This window comes from Massilia cellulosiltytica, assembly GCF_047325105.1.
Classification (GTDB): Bacteria; Pseudomonadota; Gammaproteobacteria; order Burkholderiales; family Burkholderiaceae_D; genus Telluria; species Telluria orientalis.
The window spans coordinates 5,699,082-5,715,552 of sequence record NZ_CP168562.1; the positions used below are offsets into that span (position 1 = coordinate 5,699,082).

The 16,471-nt window shown below is 65.1% G+C and carries 16 protein-coding genes; 6 read left to right on the plus strand and 10 right to left on the minus strand.

The genetic code is table 11. The features are described from left to right. The first annotated feature begins 15 nt into the window (after positions 1-15). The 3 genes from coaE (at position 16) to yacG (ending at position 1,678) form a co-directional block, all read left to right on the plus strand. Positions 16-657 carry a dephospho-CoA kinase gene (coaE, locus tag ACEN9H_RS24860; RefSeq protein WP_413672456.1) on the plus strand — a complete coding sequence of 214 codons (642 nt, stop codon included), beginning with the start codon at positions 16-18 and terminating at the stop codon, positions 655-657. A gap of 73 nt (positions 658-730) precedes the next feature. Beyond that, on the plus strand, positions 731-1,486 hold the full coding sequence (zapD, locus tag ACEN9H_RS24865; RefSeq protein ID WP_056122871.1) for a cell division protein ZapD: 756 nt from the start codon (positions 731-733) through the stop codon (positions 1,484-1,486). A gap of 9 nt (positions 1,487-1,495) precedes the next feature. Next, positions 1,496-1,678, plus strand: coding sequence for a DNA gyrase inhibitor YacG (gene yacG / locus ACEN9H_RS24870; protein WP_371763541.1), 183 nt, complete (start codon positions 1,496-1,498; stop codon positions 1,676-1,678). Between the two features lie 119 nt (positions 1,679-1,797). On the opposite strand, the gene ACEN9H_RS24875 is transcribed toward yacG, so the two are convergent. The 3 genes from ACEN9H_RS24875 to argJ are packed head-to-tail and all read right to left on the minus strand — an operon-like array spanning position 1,798 to position 4,385. Further along, positions 1,798-2,244: an NUDIX domain-containing protein gene (locus ACEN9H_RS24875; RefSeq protein ID WP_413672457.1), complete on the minus strand. Its 447-nt coding sequence runs from the start codon at positions 2,242-2,244 to the stop codon at positions 1,798-1,800. Next, complete coding sequence (locus ACEN9H_RS24880; protein ID WP_056122862.1) at positions 2,237-3,142, minus strand: ATP-binding protein; 906 nt, start codon at positions 3,140-3,142, stop codon at positions 2,237-2,239. The genes ACEN9H_RS24875 and ACEN9H_RS24880 overlap by 8 nt, the downstream gene beginning before the upstream one ends. 4 nt (positions 3,143-3,146) lie before the next feature. Then, positions 3,147-4,385, minus strand: coding sequence for a bifunctional glutamate N-acetyltransferase/amino-acid acetyltransferase ArgJ (gene argJ, locus ACEN9H_RS24885; protein WP_413672458.1), 1,239 nt, complete (start codon positions 4,383-4,385; stop codon positions 3,147-3,149). Positions 4,386-4,696: 311 nt separating this feature from the next. Here argJ and ACEN9H_RS24890 point away from each other — a divergent pair, with 311 nt between their 5' ends. Both ACEN9H_RS24890 and ACEN9H_RS24895 read left to right on the plus strand, forming a co-directional pair. Further along, a complete protein-coding gene (locus ACEN9H_RS24890; protein WP_056122856.1) occupies positions 4,697-5,758 on the plus strand; it encodes an AI-2E family transporter in 1,062 nt (353 codons plus the stop codon). Between the two features lie 56 nt (positions 5,759-5,814). Next, positions 5,815-6,825, plus strand: coding sequence for a MerR family transcriptional regulator (locus tag ACEN9H_RS24895; RefSeq protein WP_413672459.1), 1,011 nt, complete (start codon positions 5,815-5,817; stop codon positions 6,823-6,825). A gap of 280 nt (positions 6,826-7,105) precedes the next feature. Here ACEN9H_RS24895 and secA read toward each other — a convergent pair whose 3' ends face one another. Continuing rightward, a complete protein-coding gene (secA, locus tag ACEN9H_RS24900; protein ID WP_413672460.1) occupies positions 7,106-9,889 on the minus strand; it encodes a preprotein translocase subunit SecA in 2,784 nt (927 codons plus the stop codon). Positions 9,890-10,135: 246 nt separating this feature from the next. Between secA and ACEN9H_RS24905 the strand changes: the two genes are divergently transcribed. Beyond that, positions 10,136-10,636 (plus strand): DciA family protein, encoded by a 501-nt coding sequence (locus ACEN9H_RS24905; RefSeq protein ID WP_413672461.1) that lies wholly within the window; start codon positions 10,136-10,138, stop codon positions 10,634-10,636. A 132-nt stretch (positions 10,637-10,768) separates the two neighbouring features. Here the strand turns inward: ACEN9H_RS24905 and lpxC are convergent, their stop codons facing one another. The 6 genes from lpxC to ftsA all read right to left on the minus strand — a co-directional run bounded on the left by lpxC (position 10,769) and on the right by ftsA (position 16,470). Continuing rightward, positions 10,769-11,704, minus strand: coding sequence for a UDP-3-O-acyl-N-acetylglucosamine deacetylase (gene lpxC, locus ACEN9H_RS24910; RefSeq protein WP_413672462.1), 936 nt, complete (start codon positions 11,702-11,704; stop codon positions 10,769-10,771). 71 nt (positions 11,705-11,775) lie between these two features. Further along, positions 11,776-12,618 (minus strand): DMT family transporter, encoded by an 843-nt coding sequence (locus tag ACEN9H_RS24915; protein ID WP_413675633.1) that lies wholly within the window; start codon positions 12,616-12,618, stop codon positions 11,776-11,778. 35 nt (positions 12,619-12,653) lie between these two features. After that, complete coding sequence (locus ACEN9H_RS24920; protein WP_413672463.1) at positions 12,654-13,103, minus strand: GNAT family N-acetyltransferase; 450 nt, start codon at positions 13,101-13,103, stop codon at positions 12,654-12,656. Between the two features lie 2 nt (positions 13,104-13,105). Beyond that, complete coding sequence (locus ACEN9H_RS24925; protein ID WP_413672464.1) at positions 13,106-13,609, minus strand: peroxiredoxin; 504 nt, start codon at positions 13,607-13,609, stop codon at positions 13,106-13,108. A gap of 211 nt (positions 13,610-13,820) precedes the next feature. Continuing rightward, positions 13,821-15,020 (minus strand): cell division protein FtsZ, encoded by a 1,200-nt coding sequence (ftsZ, locus tag ACEN9H_RS24930; RefSeq protein WP_056122832.1) that lies wholly within the window; start codon positions 15,018-15,020, stop codon positions 13,821-13,823. 217 nt (positions 15,021-15,237) lie between these two features. Further along, on the minus strand, positions 15,238-16,470 hold the full coding sequence (gene ftsA / locus ACEN9H_RS24935; RefSeq protein ID WP_056122830.1) for a cell division protein FtsA: 1,233 nt from the start codon (positions 16,468-16,470) through the stop codon (positions 15,238-15,240). Position 16,471: the final 1 nt, after the last annotated feature.

A 16,471-nucleotide genomic window follows, 5' to 3' on the forward strand; every position in this document is an offset into this window, starting at 1 on the left:
GGGCCCGAGGATCGCATGGAGACAGCTTCACGTTTTGCGGTAGGGCTCACCGGTGGCATCGGCTGCGGCAAGACGACCGTGGCCGACCTGTTCGCCGCGCGCGGCGCCGCCGTCATCGACACCGACCAGATCGCCCACGGCCTCACGGCCCCGCACGGCGCCGCGATGCCCGCGCTGATCGCGGAATTCGGTCCCGACTACGCCACGCCGGAAGGCGCCCTCGACCGCGCGAAGATGCGCGCGCTCGTGTTCTCCGACCCGTCCGCGCGCGCCCGCCTGGAGGGCATCCTGCATCCCCGCATCCGCGCAGCGACGGCCGCCGCCGCCCTGCTCGCGGATGGTCCTTACACGATCTTCGTCGTGCCGCTGCTGATCGAATCGGGCACATGGCGCGAGCGCGTCGGGCGCGTGCTCGCGATCGACTGTTCCGAGGCGACGCAGGTCGCACGCGTGATGGCGCGCAACGGCCTGACGGAAGACCAGGTCCGCGCCATCATGGCGGCCCAGGTGACGCGGGCGCGCCGCCTGGAAGAAGCGGACGACGTGATCCTGAACGACGCCGGCATCGACGCCCTGTTGCCACAAGTGGAACGCTTGCACCGCGTTTATCTTGATGAAGCGGCAAGATTAACAGTGCCGTCAAGCCAGCGTTTGTAATTTTGTGCATCATGGTTCAGAATCACGAGGTTACTCGCCAGCCTACATTCAGGGGAATGAGAGGAATGACATTTTGATCGTCTATGAATACCCATTCAACGAGCGGATTCGCACGTTGTTGCGGCTGGAGGACCTGTACGAGAAGTTCAAATTCTTTGTAGCCCAAGAACATCCTCTGCAGCACCATGTCGCGCTCGCGACGATCTTCGACATGCTGGAAGTGGCGGGCCGCGCGGACCTCAAGTCCGACCTGCTGCAGGAACTCGAACGCCAGAAGCAGAGCCTGCTGGGCTACCGCAGCAATCCCGCCGTCGCCAGGGACATGCTCGACGCCGTGCTGGCCGAGCTCGACACGGTCAGCAACGCCCTCGTCAACGCCCAGGGCAAGACGGGCCAGAACGTGCGCGACAACGAATGGCTGATGAGCATCCGCGGCCGCACGATCATTCCCGGCGGGGCCTGCGAATTCGACCTGCCGTCCTACCACGCGTGGCAGCGGCGCCCGACCGAACAGCGCCACGCCGACATCATGGCGTGGTTCACCCCGCTGGCCCCGCTGTTCGAGGCCCTGGCCCTCGTGCTGCGCCTGCTGCGCAATTCCGGCGGCCCCGTCAAGATGATCGCCTCGTCCGGCAGCTACCAGCAGATGTTGCAAGGTAAGATGTACCAGATGCTGCGCCTGTCGGTGGACGAATCGCTCGGCGCGATCCCGGAGATTTCCGCCAACAAGTACATGCTGTGGGTACGCTTCACGACCCAGGGCGGCGACCTGAAACCGAAGCCGCTGGAAGAAGACGTCCCGTTCGAACTCACACTCTGCAATTTTTAGAAGCACACCATGACCGTCGTATCCTGCCCCACCTGCGGCAAGAAGGTCGAATGGAAGCCGGAAAACAAATTCCGCCCATTCTGTTCCGAACGCTGCAAGCAAATCGACCTGGGCGCCTGGGCCGAAGAGAAATACACGATTCCCGGCGCGCCGCCCGGGGACGCCGACGACGAATCCGTCTCGAAAGAATAACCGCTCACCGTCAGCACTGGTCGCGACCGTCGTCCCCGCGAAGGCGGGGACCCATGCTGAACTTCGGCATTCGGTACTTCGGAAGAACCCGAGTATGCTCAGTAGCCGACTGCGGATTCTCAGTATGGATTCCCGCTCGAGCGGGAATGACCTGGATGCTCGCCGTACCGCACCTGATCCAGCCACTCGAGCAACGGAATCGTCGCGGGCAGCAGAGGACTGACGGCATACGCGCCCTGCCACGCGAACGCCTGCCCTTCCAGGCTTTGCGGCTCGCCTTCCCACGCGCGGCTGATGTAGAAGTAGAGCCGCACGTGCGCATGCTCGTACACGTGTTCGACGCAGCACCAGGGCTCGGCCGAGATCACCTTCACGCCCAGTTCTTCGACGAATTCGCGCTGCAGCGCGTGGAAGATGTCCTCGCCCGACTCGACCTTCCCGCCCGGGAATTCCCAGTAGCCGGCGTACGGCTTGCCGTCCGGACGCTGGCCCAGCAGCACGTCGCCGTTCGGGCGCATCAGCACGCCCACGGCCACGTCGACCGGCTTGTCCACGGCTTCAGACATCGACCTGTTCCTGTACCGGCGCGGGCGGCAGCTTGCCCGCGTAGTCCTTGGCGAACTGCCACGCCACGCGGCCCGAGCGCGAACCGCGGCCCAGTGCCCAGCGCAGCGCGTCGCCGCGCGCGCCTTCGATCTGCTCCGGCGTGCAGCCGAAGCTCGCCAGCCAGTGGCCGACGATGTCCAGGTAGTCGTCCTGCTTGAACGGATAGAACGACAGCCACAGGCCGAAGCGCTCGGACAGCGAGATCTTTTCCTCGACCGTCTCGGCCGGGTGCAGGTCGTCGTCGGCCACGTGCTTGTAGCCGGCGTTGTCCGAGAATTTTTCCGGCATCAGGTGACGGCGGTTCGACGTCGCGTAGATCAGCACATTGTCCGACTGCGCCGCGATGCTGCCGTCCAGCGCCACCTTCAGCGCCTTGTAGCCCGCCTCGCCCTCCTCGAAACTGAGGTCGTCGCAAAAGATCACGAAGCGCTCCGGCCGGCCCGCGACGAGGTCGACGATGTCCGGCAGGTCGGCCAGGTCGGCCTTGTCCACTTCGATCAGGCGCAGGCCCTGCGGCGCGAACTGGTTCAGGCACGCCTTGATCAGCGACGATTTACCGGTGCCGCGCGCGCCCGTCAGCAGCACGTTGTTGGCGGGACGCTTCGTCACGAACTGGCGCGTGTTCTGCTCGATCTGCTCTTTCTGCGGACCGATGTGCTGCAGGTCGTCCAGGCGGATGTTCGCCGTGTGCGCCACGGCCTGCAGGTACTTGATGTTGCCCGCACCCGGGCGCTTGCGCCAGCGGTAGGCGTAACCGTGGCGGAAATCCGGATCGCGCGGTGCCGCGGGCGGCAATAAAGCCTCCACGCGCGCCAGCAGGGCTTCGGCGCGGTGCAGGAAGTTTTCCAGCTGGTTCATCGATTCAGGAACGGTAGTCGGCGTTGATCGAGACGTAGTCGTGCGACAGGTCGCAGGTCCACACGGTGGCATCCGCCTCGCCGCGCGCGAGCACGACGCGCACGAGGATCTCGGCCTTCTTCATCACGCGCTGGCCATCCTCTTCCTTGTAGTCCGGATTGCGGCCGCCGGCCTTGGCGACGAGGACGTCGTCCAGGTACAGGTCGAGCTTCGCCGTATCGAGGTCGTCGACGCCCGCGTAGCCGATGGCGGCCAGGATGCGGCCCAGGTTCGGGTCCGATGCGAAGAACGCGGTCTTCACGAGCGGCGAGTGGGCGATGGCGTAGGCGATCTTGCGGCACTCTTCCATGTCGCGGCCCTGCTCCACGGTGATCGTGATGAACTTGGTGGCGCCCTCGCCGTCGCGGATGATCTGCTGCGCCAGGTGGCGCGAGATGCCGGTGACGGCGTCGCGCAGCGCTGCGTAGTCCGGGCTCTCGGTCGAATCGACGACGAGCGAACCCGCGCCCGTGGCGACGAGGATGAACGAGTCGTTGGTCGACGTGTCGCCGTCGATCGTGATGCTGTTGAACGAGCGGTCGGCCGCGTATTTCACCAGTTCGTCCAGCACGGGTTGCGCGACCTTCGCGTCGAAGGCGAGATAGCCCAGCATCGTCGCCATGTTCGGCTTGATCATGCCGGCGCCCTTGCTGATGCCGGTCATCGTGACCGTATGGCCGCCGATGGTCGTCGTCAGCGACGCCGCTTTCGGCTGCGTGTCCGTCGTCATGATGGCTTCGGCCGCGTTGAACCAGTTGTCCGCCTTCAGGTTCGCGATGGCGGCCGGCAGGCCCGCGACGATCTTTTGCACCGGCAGCGGTTCCAGGATCACGCCGGTGGAAAACGGCAGCACCTGCTGCGCGTCGAGGCCGAGCAGGCGCGCCACTTCGGCGCACGTGGCCTGCGCGTTCTGCAGGCCCGGCTCGCCGGTACCCGCGTTCGCGTTGCCCGTGTTGACGACCAGCGCGCGGATCGCTTTGCCGCCGCCCTTCACTGCTTCGAGGTTCGCCTTGCTGACCTGGACCGGCGCCGCGCAGAAGCGGTTCTTCGTGAACACGCCGGCGACGGTCGCCCCTTCGGCGAGCTTCATCACCAGCACATCCTTGCGGTTCGGCTTCTTGATGCCGGCTTCGGCGTAACCGAGTTCGATGCCGGCGACGGGTTTCAGCTCGGCGGCGACGGGCAGGGGGGAATTGACGGCCATGGCGTTCTCTAATGAAAAGATGGAAAGAAGGTCCGGTATTGTAACGCCTGCAGACGACATGCACGTTCGCGAGCCTGCTGTCCGCGGCCGCCGAATACGTCATCCCCGCGCAGGCGGGGATCCAAGTTTCTATGCGCTGCCGCTGTGCATGCAAAATTGGGCCCCCGCCTCCGCGGGGGGCGACGGTTCATATGCGCCGAGCTCACGGACGCCTGCTGTTAATACACGCTTAAGTTGACCACTTAATAATCGGCAACACTACTTACCCGGCGCTGACGCTTTGGTAAGATGGCCCATCCACCGGAGGTTCAATGACCGACAACCAACGCGATGTAATGAGCGCCGGCTTTTCGCTGGCGATCGTCCTGTGTGCCCTGTTCGTGACGCAGCGCTTCATCCTGCCGCTGCTGTGGGCCGCGATCCTGTGCATCGCCACGTGGCCGCTGTACGCGCGCGTCCGCACGGCGCTGGGCGGGCGCACGATCGCCGCGGCGGCCCTCGTCACCCTCATCGTCGCCATCGTGTTCATCGCGCCCCTCGCGCTGGGCGTCACGTCGGCAGCGCGCCAGGCGCCCGCACTGGCGCAGCTGGTCGCGAGCGCCAATACGGAAGGCCTCGCCGCGCCCGAGTGGCTGCACCGCATCCCGTTCGCCGGCGACGCCATCTACAACTGGTGGCTGGCCACGCTCGGCCAGCCGCACGGCCTTGCGCACCTGCTGCAGGACGGCTCCGTCGGCCGCATGCAGACCGCGAGCGAAGTCCTCAAGCGCGTCGGCAGCGGCGTCATGCACCGCCTCGTCGACATGCTGTTCGCCTTCCTGTGCCTGTTCTTCTTCTACAAGGACGGCGCCGCATTGCAGCGCCAGACGGACGCCATCGGCGCCCACCTGATCGGCACGCGGCGCTGGACCTTGTTCTCGCTGAAGGTGCCCGTCGCGGTGCGCGCCACCGTCAACGGGCTCGTGCTCGTCGGCCTCGCGGAAGGCGTCCTGCTGGGCATCGGCTACCAGGTCGCGGGCCTGCCGTCGGCCGTGCTGTGGGCCGCCGCCACGGGCATCCTCGCCATCATCCCGTTCGGCGCCCCGCTCGCCTTCGGCGCCGCCGCCGCGCTGCTCGCGTACCAGGGCGCGACGATCGCGGCGATCGCGATCCTCGCCTGGGGCGCCGTCATCCTGTTCATCGCGGATCACTTCGTGCGGCCGGCGATGATCGGCAATGCGACGCAGCTGCCGTTCGTCGCCGTCCTGCTGGGCATCCTCGGCGGCGTCGAGACACTGGGTCTCATCGGGCTGTTCGTCGGGCCTGTCGTGATGACCTTGTTCGTCACGCTGTGGCATGAGGCGCGCGCGTTGCGCGAGGCGCATACCGCTTGACCCTCACCTAACGTGAGGCCCGAGACTGGCCGCACGCTGAAGAACGGAGACGAACGATGCTGAAAGTAGGAGAGCTGGCCGCGCTGGCCAACCTGACGGTGCGCACCCTGCACCACTACGACAGCATCGGCCTGCTCCGTCCTTCCGCGCGTTCCGATGCCGGCTACCGGCTCTACGACCGCGACGACGTGGCCCGCCTGCACCGCATCCAGGCCCTGCGCGCGTTCGGTTTGAGTCTCGCCGACATCGCCCTCACGCTGGACAGTCCGGCCGGCTCGCCGCTGGCGATCGTCGACCGCCAGCTGGAAGCGCTCGAAACGCGCATGGCGGAAGCCAGGCGCCTGCGCGACCAGCTGCTGCGCGTGCGCGAAGAACTCGTGCGCGGCAGCGCGCCGGACCTGTCCACGTGGCTCACCACACTGGAGAACACCATGGACATGATGAACGTATATGAACGCTATTTCACCAAGGAGGAACTGGAACGGCTGCCGATGGTCCGCAGCGACGCCGCCCAGGCGCAATGGCAGGCGATGGTCGAACAGGTGCGCGGCCTGATCGAATCGCAGGTGCCCCCTGGCTCGGATGCCGCCAAGGCTTTTGCGCTGCGCTGGCTGCAGACATTCGACCGCGACACCGGAGGCGACGCGGCGCTGCAGGCAAAGCTGAACGCGATGGTCGAACGCGAACAGGACGCCGTCGGCATGCCTGCGCAGATTTTCGGCTACGTGAAGGCGGCCGTCGGCGAACTGAAATTCGACACGTGGGCGAAGTATCTGCGGCCGGAAGTCCTCGACCGCATGCGCCGCCACATCGCCGCGCGTGGCGAGGAGTGGACGCCCCTGATCGCGCAGGTGCAGGCCGAAATCAAGGCCGATCCGGACGCGACGGGTCCGCGCGCACGCGACCTGGGACGCCAGTGGATGGCCCTGTTCCACGACATGGTCGGCACCGACCCGCAGGACGTCGACGCCTTCCGCAAGGCCACCGCGACGGAACCCCTGCTGCGCATGGGGCCGGGCATCGGCGACGCGACACTGGCCTGGCTGCGCAAGGCGCTGACCGCCTGAAGCAATTACTCAAATTCGGGGTCAGACCCCTTTTTTGACAAAATTCGGGGTCAGAGCACTTTTTCGAGCACGATCTTTCGGGCAATCCCGAACGCGTGATCGCTGCGGGATTATGCGTTCGCACGGCCATGGCGCTGCCTGCCATCGAAAACAATGCCCGACCGGACATTGATCGTAAATGTGCTCTGACCCCGAATTCAAAGAAAAATGTGCTCTGACCCCGAATTTTAGGGCGCAAAAAAAGCACCCCGCGGGGTGCTTTTCGTTTGGGGCTACTGCATCACGCCAGCTTGCCGTGGCAAGCCTTGAACTTCTTGCCGCTGCCGCACGGGCACGGGTCGTTGCGGCCGACCTTCACGCCCATGTAGGTGGTGGCCGGATCGTCCGCCATCGCCGTCGTGCCCGGGGTCGCCGCGAGCGGCGCCATCAGTTCTTCCGGCGCCGCGGTCGGGTCGAAGTCGGCGTGCTGGTAGTTGATGTTTTCCAGGTGCGCAGCCGCCGCCTGCATCGCCGCTTCCGCCGCCTCGACTTCCTCGCGGGTCTGGATGCGGACGGTCATGATGGTGCGGATGACTTCGTTCTTGATCTGGTCCAGCATGGCGCCGAACAGTTCGAACGCTTCCCGCTTGTATTCCTGCTTCGGGTTCTTCTGCGCATAGCCGCGCAGGTGGATGCCCTGGCGCAGGTGGTCCAGGGCGGCCAGGTGCTCGCGCCAGTGCGTGTCGATGTTCTGCAGCATGACGTTGCGCTCGAAGCCGCCGAACGCTTCCTTGCCGACGATGCCGACCTTCGCCTCGTACGAGCTTTCCGCAGCGGCCAGCACGCGCTCGAGGATGTCGTCGTCGTTCAGGTTCGGTTCGTCCTCCAGCATCTTCGCCAGCGGCACCGGCAGGGCCCATTCGTCGGCCAGCACGCGTTCCAGCGACGGGATGTCCCACTGCTCTTCCACCGACTCCGCCGGCACATGGGTGCGCACGACGTCGGTGAACACGCCGATGCGCAGGCTGGCGATCAGCTCGGAGATGTCGGCCGCTTCCAGCAACTCGTTACGCTGGGTGTAGATCACCTTGCGCTGGTCGTTGGCGACGTCGTCGTATTCCAGCAGCTGCTTGCGGATGTCGAAGTTGCGCGCCTCGACCTTGCGCTGCGCGCCTTCGATCGAGCGCGTGACCATGCCCGCTTCGATCGGCTCGCCTTCCGGCATCTTGAGACGGTCCATCACGGCGCGCACGCGGTCGCCCGCGAAGATGCGCAGCAGGGGGTCGTCCAGCGACAGGTAGAAGCGCGACGAACCCGGGTCGCCCTGGCGACCGGAACGGCCGCGCAGCTGGTTGTCGACGCGGCGCGATTCATGGCGCTCAGTGCCGATGATATGCAGGCCGCCCTGCGCGACGACATGGTCGTGCAGCGACTGCCATTCCTCGCGCAGCTTGGCCGACTGCTCGTCCTTCTGTTCCGGCGACAGCGATTCGTCCGCTTCGATGAACTGGATCTGCTTCTCGACGTTGCCGCCCAGGACGATGTCGGTACCGCGGCCCGCCATATTGGTGGCGATCGTGATCATCTTCGGACGACCGGCCTGCGCGATGATCTCCGCCTCGCGGGCGTGCTGTTTCGCGTTCAGCACGTTGTGCGGCAGCTTGGCCTGGTCCAGGATACCCGACAGCAGTTCCGAGTTCTCGATCGACGTCGTGCCGACGAGGACCGGCTGGCCGCGCTCGTAGCAGTCGCGGATGTCGTTCACCATCGCCTGGTATTTTTCCTGCGCCGTCTTGTACACCTGGTCCTGGCGGTCCTTGCGCTGCGACGGACGGTTCGGCGGGACGACGACGGTTTCCAGGCCGTAGATCTCCTGGAATTCGTACGCCTCCGTGTCCGCCGTACCGGTCATGCCGGACAGCTTGCTGTACATGCGGAAGTAGTTCTGGAACGTGATCGACGCGAGCGTCTGGTTCTCGTTCTGGATGCGCACACCCTCTTTCGCTTCCACGGCCTGGTGCAGGCCGTCGGACCACCGGCGGCCCGTCATCAGGCGGCCCGTGAATTCGTCGACGATCACGACCTCGTTGTTCTGCACGACGTAGTGCTGGTCCTTGTGGTACAGCACGTGCGCGCGCAGGGCGGCGTACAGGTGGTGGATCAGCGTGATGTTGGCGGCGTCGTACAGCGACGCGCCTTCCGGCAGCAGGCCCATCTTCGTCAGGATGGACTCGGCCTTTTCGTGGCCGGCCTCGGTCAGCAGCACGGTGTGCGCCTTCTCGTCCTTCGTGTAGTCGCCCGGGACTTCGATGTTGCCCTTGCCGTCCGGGGTCTCCTCGCCGATCTGCAGGGTCAGCAGCGGCGGGACTTCGTTGATCTTGTGGTACAGCTCCGTGTGGTTCTCGGCCTGCCCGGAAATGATCAGCGGGGTACGCGCTTCGTCGATCAGGATCGAGTCCACCTCGTCGACCACGGCGAAGTTCAGGCCACGCTGCACGCGCTCGCGCATCTCGTAGACCATGTTGTCGCGCAGGTAGTCGAAGCCGTATTCGTTGTTGGTGCCGTACGTGATGTCGGAACCGTAGGCTTTCTGCTTGCTGTCGTGATCCATCTGCGACAGGTTCACGCCCGTCGTCAAACCGAGCCAGCCGTACAGGCGGCCCATCTGCTCGGCGTCGCGCTGGGCCAGGTAATCGTTGACCGTCACGACGTGCACGCCCTTGCCGGACAGCGCGTTCAGGTACACGGGCAGGGTCGCCATCAGCGTTTTACCCTCGCCGGTGCCCATCTCGGCGATCTTGCCGTAGTGGAGGACCATGCCGCCGATCAGCTGCACGTCGAAGTGGCGCATCTTCATGACGCGCTTGGCGGCTTCGCGGCAGACGGCGAAGGCTTCCACGAGGATGTCGTCCAGGGTAGCGCCCCCGGCCAGGCGTTGCTTGAATTCGTTTGTCTTTGCCTGGAGATCGGCATCGGACAGCGCTTCCATCTGCGGCTCGAGCGCGTTGATCTCGCGTACGGATTTTTGGTATTGCTTGAGCAGACGCTGGTTACGGCTGCCGAAAATCTTGGTCAGGAATGACATGCTGTGTTCTTCAAAAGTACGCCGCGAAAAAGGTCCGAGGAGCCCAGGATGATAGCAAAAACATATCTCACCGAGAGCGCCAATGGCAAAAAGCCACCGATTTTATCATGCGATCCGGCCACACTTGGGGGTCGCCCGGCGGATCACAAGTGCGGCTGGCAAAAAATGTTATCAAACTGCATTCGATTTCACACAGGCGCACACGATTCTTCGCGACAGGCGGCGCGGCTGTGGTATGTTCCAAGCATGCAGTCCTCTTCGAACCAGCGTCCCTTCCACATCTACGGCACCCGCGACCGCAAGACGTCGTTCGTGGCGACCGACTTCCTGCGCGCCAACGACCGCCTCGCCGCCCTGATGCCGACCGCCCTGCGCGTGGGCAATTTGCAGCGCGACGTCAAGGTGATCCTGCCGCCGATGTACGCCGGCTGCGACGTGCTGTCGTTCCAGGATACCGTGCTGACCCTCGCCGTGCCCTCTTCCGCCGTCGCGGCCAAGCTCAAGCAGCAGCTGCCCAAGCTGCAGGCGGGTTTGCAGAAAAAGGGATGGCAGGTGGAGAACGTGCGCATCAAGATCCAGATGCGGCCGAACGTGCCCGTGCGCGAGGAGCTGAAGCCGTCCTCGCTGACCTTGCCGCCGACGGCGGTGGATGCGTTCGAGCAGTTGGGGGAGACGTTGCCGGAAACGCCGCAGAACGCGGCGCTGATCGCGGCGATCAGGAGGCTGGCGGAGAGACGGAAGAAATAGCACCGTCGTTACCCCCAAGACCGTCGTTCCCGCGCAGGCGGGAACCCAATTTACGCCAGCACTGCGCTGACGCACTTGGATTCCCGCCTTCGCGGGAATGACGTTGTTTGGCGCCGCGGGTAAGTCAGCCCGTCAGGTCAGCGCCCACTCCCTTTCCATCTGCGCGCCGTAAGACACCGGCGCCCGCTCCTGCGCATCGAACGTCACGATCTCGTACGAATCCGGATGCGCCAGCAGCTCGCGCAGCAGCAGGTTGTTCAGGCCGTGGCCCGACTTGTGCGCCTCGTAGCTGGCCAGCAGCGGCGAGCCGACGAGGTACAGGTCGCCGATCGCATCGAGGATTTTATGGCGCACGAACTCGTCGTCGTAGCGCAGGCCGTCCGCATTCAGGATGCGGTACTCGTCCATCACGATCGCGTTTTCCAGCGAGCCGCCGCGCGCCAAGCCCATGCCGCGCAGGCTTTCGACGTCCTGCATGAAGCCGAACGTGCGGGCGCGCGCCACATCGTGCACGTACGAGACCTTGCCGAAGTCGACGATCGCGCGCTGCGTCGTGCCGTCCACGGCCGGGTGGTTGAATTCGATGAAGAAGTCGAGCTTGAAGCCGTCGTACGGGCTCAGGCGCGCCCATTTCTCGTTGGCACCGCTGCCCTGGCGGACTTCCACGGGTTTCAGCACGCGGATGAATTTCTTGGGTACGGCCTGCTCCTGCACGCCCGCCTGCTGCAGCAGGAAAACGAACGACGACGCGGAACCGTCCATGATCGGGATCTCTTCGGCCGTGACATCGACGTACAGGTTGTCGATGCCGAGGCCGGCGCAGGCCGACATCAGGTGCTCGACGGTCGAGACGCGCGCATCGCCCTGCGTGAGCACCGACGCCATGCGGGTATCGCCCACGATATCGGCATTCGACGGGAACTCGACGATGGGCTCGAGATCTACGCGGCGGAACACGATACCCGTATCGGCGGCCGCCGGACGCAGGGTCAGCTCGACCTTGGTGCCGGAGTGCAAACCGACACCTGTCGTGCGCACCAGTTGTTTGATGGTTCGTTGTTTGAGCATCGTTCGATTATATCGTAGCGTTTACAGCCTTGCCGGGGACCGCCGCCCCCGGTGGCAGGAACACCACGTTTTCAAGGATGCTCGGCTTCCGCGTGGATGGTTTCGTGGCGGATCAGGTACAGGCCACTGCCGACGATGATGGCGGCGCCCAATAAAGTGTATTCATCTGGCAAGGTTTTCCACATGAGCCAGTCGATGGCCACGCCCCAGGCCAGCGCCGTGTACTCGAACGGCGCCACCACCGACGCCTCGCCGTGGCTGAACGCCTCCGTCAGCGCCAGCTGGCCGAAAAAGCCGCTCACGGCCAGCATCAGGATCAGCAGCCAGTGCTCGGCCTGCACGGGCACCCACGCGGGCGCGGCCATGGGCGTTGCACCGATGGCCATCAGCACCATCAGCCAGAACATCATGTGCTCGCCCCGGTCCGTGCGCGCGAGCACGCGTCCGGCGACGGCCGACACGGCATAGCACACGGCCGCGGTCAGCACGGCGAGTCCGCCCATCGAGAAAAAGCCGGCGCCGGTCGGCCGCAGCACGACGAGCACGCCCGCCATGCCGACGCCGATCGCGATCCAGCGCGCGCCGTTCACGCGCTCGCCCAGCACGAACACGGACAGCACGGTGATCAGGATCGGGCCGATGAAGAAGATGGAATACGCCTCGGCCAGCGACAGCGTCTTGAGGCCGTACGTGAACAGCGCCAGCATCGCGATGCCGATGGCGCCGCGCAGCAGGTGCAGCGGCCAGCGGATGCGCAGCAGCGACCGCTGCCCGCCGCGCCAGAACAGGTACGCACCGACGAGCGGCAGCGCGGACAGCGCGCGGATCGCCGCCACCTGCAGCGCCGGGAAGTGCGCGGACAGCAGCTTCATCGTCATGTCCATGATGGAGAACATGGCGACGCAGACCAGCATCGCGCGGATGCTCCGCATATTGCCGGCGAGGCGACTCAAAGGCGCATCTCCATGAACAGCGACAGCGGATCCTCCCGGTAATCGCCGAACGGCGCACGGCGCTCGAAGCCGAGACGCTCGTACAAACCGATGGCTTCCGGCTGGTGAATGCCCGTCTCCAGGCGCAACACCGAGAGGCCGGACATCCGCGCGAACATCACGAGGTGCTCGAGCAGCTTGCGGCCCGTCCCGAGGCCGCGCTTGCGCTCGTCCACGAACATGCGCTTGACCTCACCATACTCCTGCTTGTTGACGAGGGCCGCGCACCCGACCGCCGCGCCGTCGACGTCGCGCGCGACGAGGAACAGCACGTCGCCCTGCATCAGCGACGCGATGTCCATCAGGTGGTTGCTCTCGGCCGGATACAGCGCGGCGCAGTACGCGTCGAGACGCGCGAGCATGTCGCGCACCTCGGGCTGGTCCGGCGTTTCGGCGTTGACGATCAAGGTCAGCCCAGTTGCTTCAGGAGCGTCTCGGCCGACGACACATCGAAGCCGCCGTTCTCGATGTTCAGCTGCTTGACGACGCCGTCCTGCACCAGCATCGAGTAGCGCTTGGAGCGCACGCCGAAGCCCTTGGCGACGAGGTCGAATTCCAGGCCCAGCGCCTTGGTGAACGTGGCGCTGCCGTCGGCCATCATGCGGACGATGCCGGTGGCCTTCTGGTCGCGGCCCCAGGCGCCCATCACGAACGCGTCGTTCACCGAGATGCACCAGATCTCGTCGACGCCCTTGGCTTTCAGCTGGTCGGCCAGCTGGATGTAGCCGGGCAGGTGCTGCGCGGAGCAGGTCGGGGTGAAGGCGCCCGGCAGGCCGAAGATGGCGATGGTCTTGCCCTTCACCAGGTCGGCCACGTTGAACGTGTTCGGACCGAGCGCGCAGCCTTCGGTTTCGATGTCGATGAATTCTTGCAGGGCGCCTTCCGGCAGGCGGTCGCCGATCTGGATCGTCATGGTGGTATTCCTTTCAAGTTTCAAGAACCCGCAAGTATGCCTGATCCAGACCAAACCGGGGTCAGAGCCCTTATTTTGGAAACTGCCTGAGAGCTGTTTCCAAAAATCGGGCTCTGACCCCGGTTCTCAAAAACGAAAGGCCAGGCTGCTTGGAACAGCCTGGCCCCGCATCATGGAGCGCCGGTGGTCAGCCGGCGTTGGAGTCTGCTACTCAGTCGGCCTGCTTGCGCAGGAACGCCGGGATGTCGTAGGTCTCGACACCGTTGTTCTGCATCGCGCGCACCTGCTCGGAGGCCTGCTCGCGGCGCCACACGGCCGGCTGCTTCATGCCGTCCATCGCGCCGGCGGTCGCCGTACCCATGGTCACGCCGGCCGTCACGCCCGGGGTGCCCGACATCATCGGCGCGCCGTACGTGCCGGTGCGCAGCACCTGCTGCGGCTGCACCAGCGAGATGTTGGCCTTGTTCTTGCCCAGGCCCGTCGCGACGACGGTCACGCGCAGTTCGTCGCCCATCTCGTCGTCGTAGGCGATGCCTTGTGCGATCGCGGCGTCCGGTGCAGCGAAGGCGCGCACGGCGGCCATGACTTCCTTGATCTCCTTGCCTTTCAGGCCGCGCGATGCGGTGACGTTCACCAGCACGCCCTTCGCGCCCGACAGGTCGATACCGTCCAGCAGCGGCGAAGCGACGGCCTGTTCGGCGGCGATGCGTGCGCGGTCGACGCCCGACGCGGTCGCGGTGCCCATCATGGCCTTGCCCTGCTCGCTCATGATGGTCTTCACGTCGTTGAAGTCGACGTTGATGTGGCCCGGGACGTTGATGATCTCGGCGATACCGGCGACGGCGTTGTTCAGCACATCGTCCGCATGCTTCATCCAGTCCAGCATCGATTCGTCTTCATAGATGTCTTCCAGCTTCTCGTTCAGGATGACGATCAGGGAGTCGACGTGCTTGGTCAGTTCGTTCAGGCCGTTTTCCGCGACGTCCATGCACTTCTGGCCTTCGTACGAGAACGGCTTCGAGACGACGGCCACGGTCAGCGCGCCCAGGCTCTTGGCGACTTCCGCGACGATCGGCGCGGCGCCGGTGCCCGTGCCGCCGCCCATGCCGGCGGCGATGAAGACCATGTGCGCACCGCGCAGCGCGTCTTCGATGCGCATGCGCGATTGCTCGGCCAGCTGGCGGCCGATTTCCGGACGCATGCCCGCACCCAGGCCGGACTCGCCGATCTGGATGATGTTGTGGGCGCTGGATGCGGCCAGCGCCTGGGCGTCGGTATTCGCCGCGATGAACTCCACGCCGGCGACGCCCTTGTTGATCATATGCTGGACCGCATTGCCACCCGCGCCGCCAACGCCGACGACCTTGATGACCGTGCCCAATGCTGCGTTATCGACCATATCGAACTCCATGATGAACTCCTAATCTCGATGAGCCGTTTCCAAGCCCGAATCCTCGCACAAGAAGCCAGGGCTCGAGATTGGAAACGCGCCACTATTTTAAAAATGTTTCGTGTCCGTTACCAAGCAAATCTGCTACTAGCTGTTACAACAACTCCGAAAAACCCGCCACCCGTTGCGTTTACGTTGTTCCCATCCTGGCTCACGCGCGCTGCGGTCCTCCGCCGCCTCAGAAATTCCCGAGGAACCACTCTTTCATTCGTTGCCACACTGCCTTCACCGACCCGTCCTGACGGGTGACGATATGACCGCGCAGGTACTGTTTTTTCGCTTCCAGCAGCAGACCGAGGACAGTCGCGTAGCGCGGGCTGCGCACGACGTCCGCCAGTTGGCCGCGGTATTCCGGCGTGCCGAGGCGCGCCGGCTTCAGGAAGATGTCTTCCGCCATTTCGATCATGCCCGGCATGATCGACGAACCGCCCGTCAGCACGATGCCCGACGAGAGCACGCCTTCGTAGCCGGACTCGCGCACGACCTGGTGCACCATCGCGAACAGTTCTTCCACGCGCGGCTCGATCACGGCAGCCAGCGCCTGGCGCGACAGCGAACGCGGACCGCGGTCGCCGAGGCCCGGCACTTCCAGCGACTCGCCCGGATCGGCCAGCACCTGCTTGGCCACGCCGTAGCGGATCTTGATCTCTTCCGCCTCGCCCGTCGGCGTGCGCAGCGCCATCGCGATGTCGCTCGTGATCTGGTCGCCGGCGATCGGCAGCACGGCCGTGTGGCGGATCGCGCCGTCGCTGAACACCGCGATGTCGGTGGTGCCGCCGCCGATGTCGATCAGCACGACGCCCAGTTCCTTCTCGTCGTTCGTCAGCACGGAGTCGGCCGACGCCATCGGCTGCAGGATCAGGTCCGAGACCTCGAGGCCGCAGCGGCGCACGCACTTTACAATATTCTGGACCGCGGACACCGCACCGGTGACGATGTGCACGCGCACCTCGAGGCGGATGCCGCTCATGCCGATCGGCTCGCGCACGTCTTCCTGGTTGTCGACGATGAATTCCTGCGGCACCGTGTGCAGCAGCTGCTGGTCGGTCGGGATGTTCACGGCCTTCGCCGTCTCGATCACGCGCGCCACGTCCGTGGCCGTCACTTCCTTGTCCTTGATGGCGACCATCCCGCTCGAGTTGAACGAGCGGATATGGCTGCCGGCGATCCCCGCATACACGTTGCGGATCTTGCAGTCGGCCATCAGCTCGGCTTCCTCGAGCGCGCGCTGGATGGATTCGACGGTCGCTTCGATGTTGACGACAACGCCCTTCTTCAAACCCTTGGACTCGTGCTGGCCCAGTCCGATCACCTCGTGGCGCCCGTCGGCCATCACCTCGGCCACCACCGCCACTACCTTCGAGGTACCGATGTCGAGGCCGACGATCAGGTTCTTCGCGTCTTTTGTCATG

Coding starts and splice junctions, on each gene's coding strand:
- coaE (WP_413672456.1), top strand. CDS start 16: ATGGAGACAGCTTCACGTTTTGCGGTAGGGCTCACCGGTGGCATCGGC.
- yacG (WP_371763541.1), top strand. CDS start 1,496: ATGACCGTCGTATCCTGCCCCACCTGCGGCAAGAAGGTCGAATGGAAG.
- ACEN9H_RS24875 (WP_413672457.1), bottom strand. CDS start 2,244: ATGTCTGAAGCCGTGGACAAGCCGGTCGACGTGGCCGTGGGCGTGCTG.
- ACEN9H_RS24880 (WP_056122862.1), bottom strand. CDS start 3,142: ATGAACCAGCTGGAAAACTTCCTGCACCGCGCCGAAGCCCTGCTGGCG.
- argJ (WP_413672458.1), bottom strand. CDS start 4,385: ATGGCCGTCAATTCCCCCCTGCCCGTCGCCGCCGAGCTGAAACCCGTC.
- ACEN9H_RS24890 (WP_056122856.1), top strand. CDS start 4,697: ATGACCGACAACCAACGCGATGTAATGAGCGCCGGCTTTTCGCTGGCG.
- ACEN9H_RS24895 (WP_413672459.1), top strand. CDS start 5,815: ATGCTGAAAGTAGGAGAGCTGGCCGCGCTGGCCAACCTGACGGTGCGC.
- secA (WP_413672460.1), bottom strand. CDS start 9,889: ATGTCATTCCTGACCAAGATTTTCGGCAGCCGTAACCAGCGTCTGCTC.
- ACEN9H_RS24905 (WP_413672461.1), top strand. CDS start 10,136: ATGCAGTCCTCTTCGAACCAGCGTCCCTTCCACATCTACGGCACCCGC.
- lpxC (WP_413672462.1), bottom strand. CDS start 11,704: ATGCTCAAACAACGAACCATCAAACAACTGGTGCGCACGACAGGTGTC.
- ACEN9H_RS24915 (WP_413675633.1), bottom strand. CDS start 12,618: ATGCTGGTCTGCGTCGCCATGTTCTCCATCATGGACATGACGATGAAG.
- ACEN9H_RS24925 (WP_413672464.1), bottom strand. CDS start 13,609: ATGACGATCCAGATCGGCGACCGCCTGCCGGAAGGCGCCCTGCAAGAA.
- ftsZ (WP_056122832.1), bottom strand. CDS start 15,020: ATGGAGTTCGATATGGTCGATAACGCAGCATTGGGCACGGTCATCAAG.
- ftsA (WP_056122830.1), bottom strand. CDS start 16,470: ATGACAAAAGACGCGAAGAACCTGATCGTCGGCCTCGACATCGGTACC.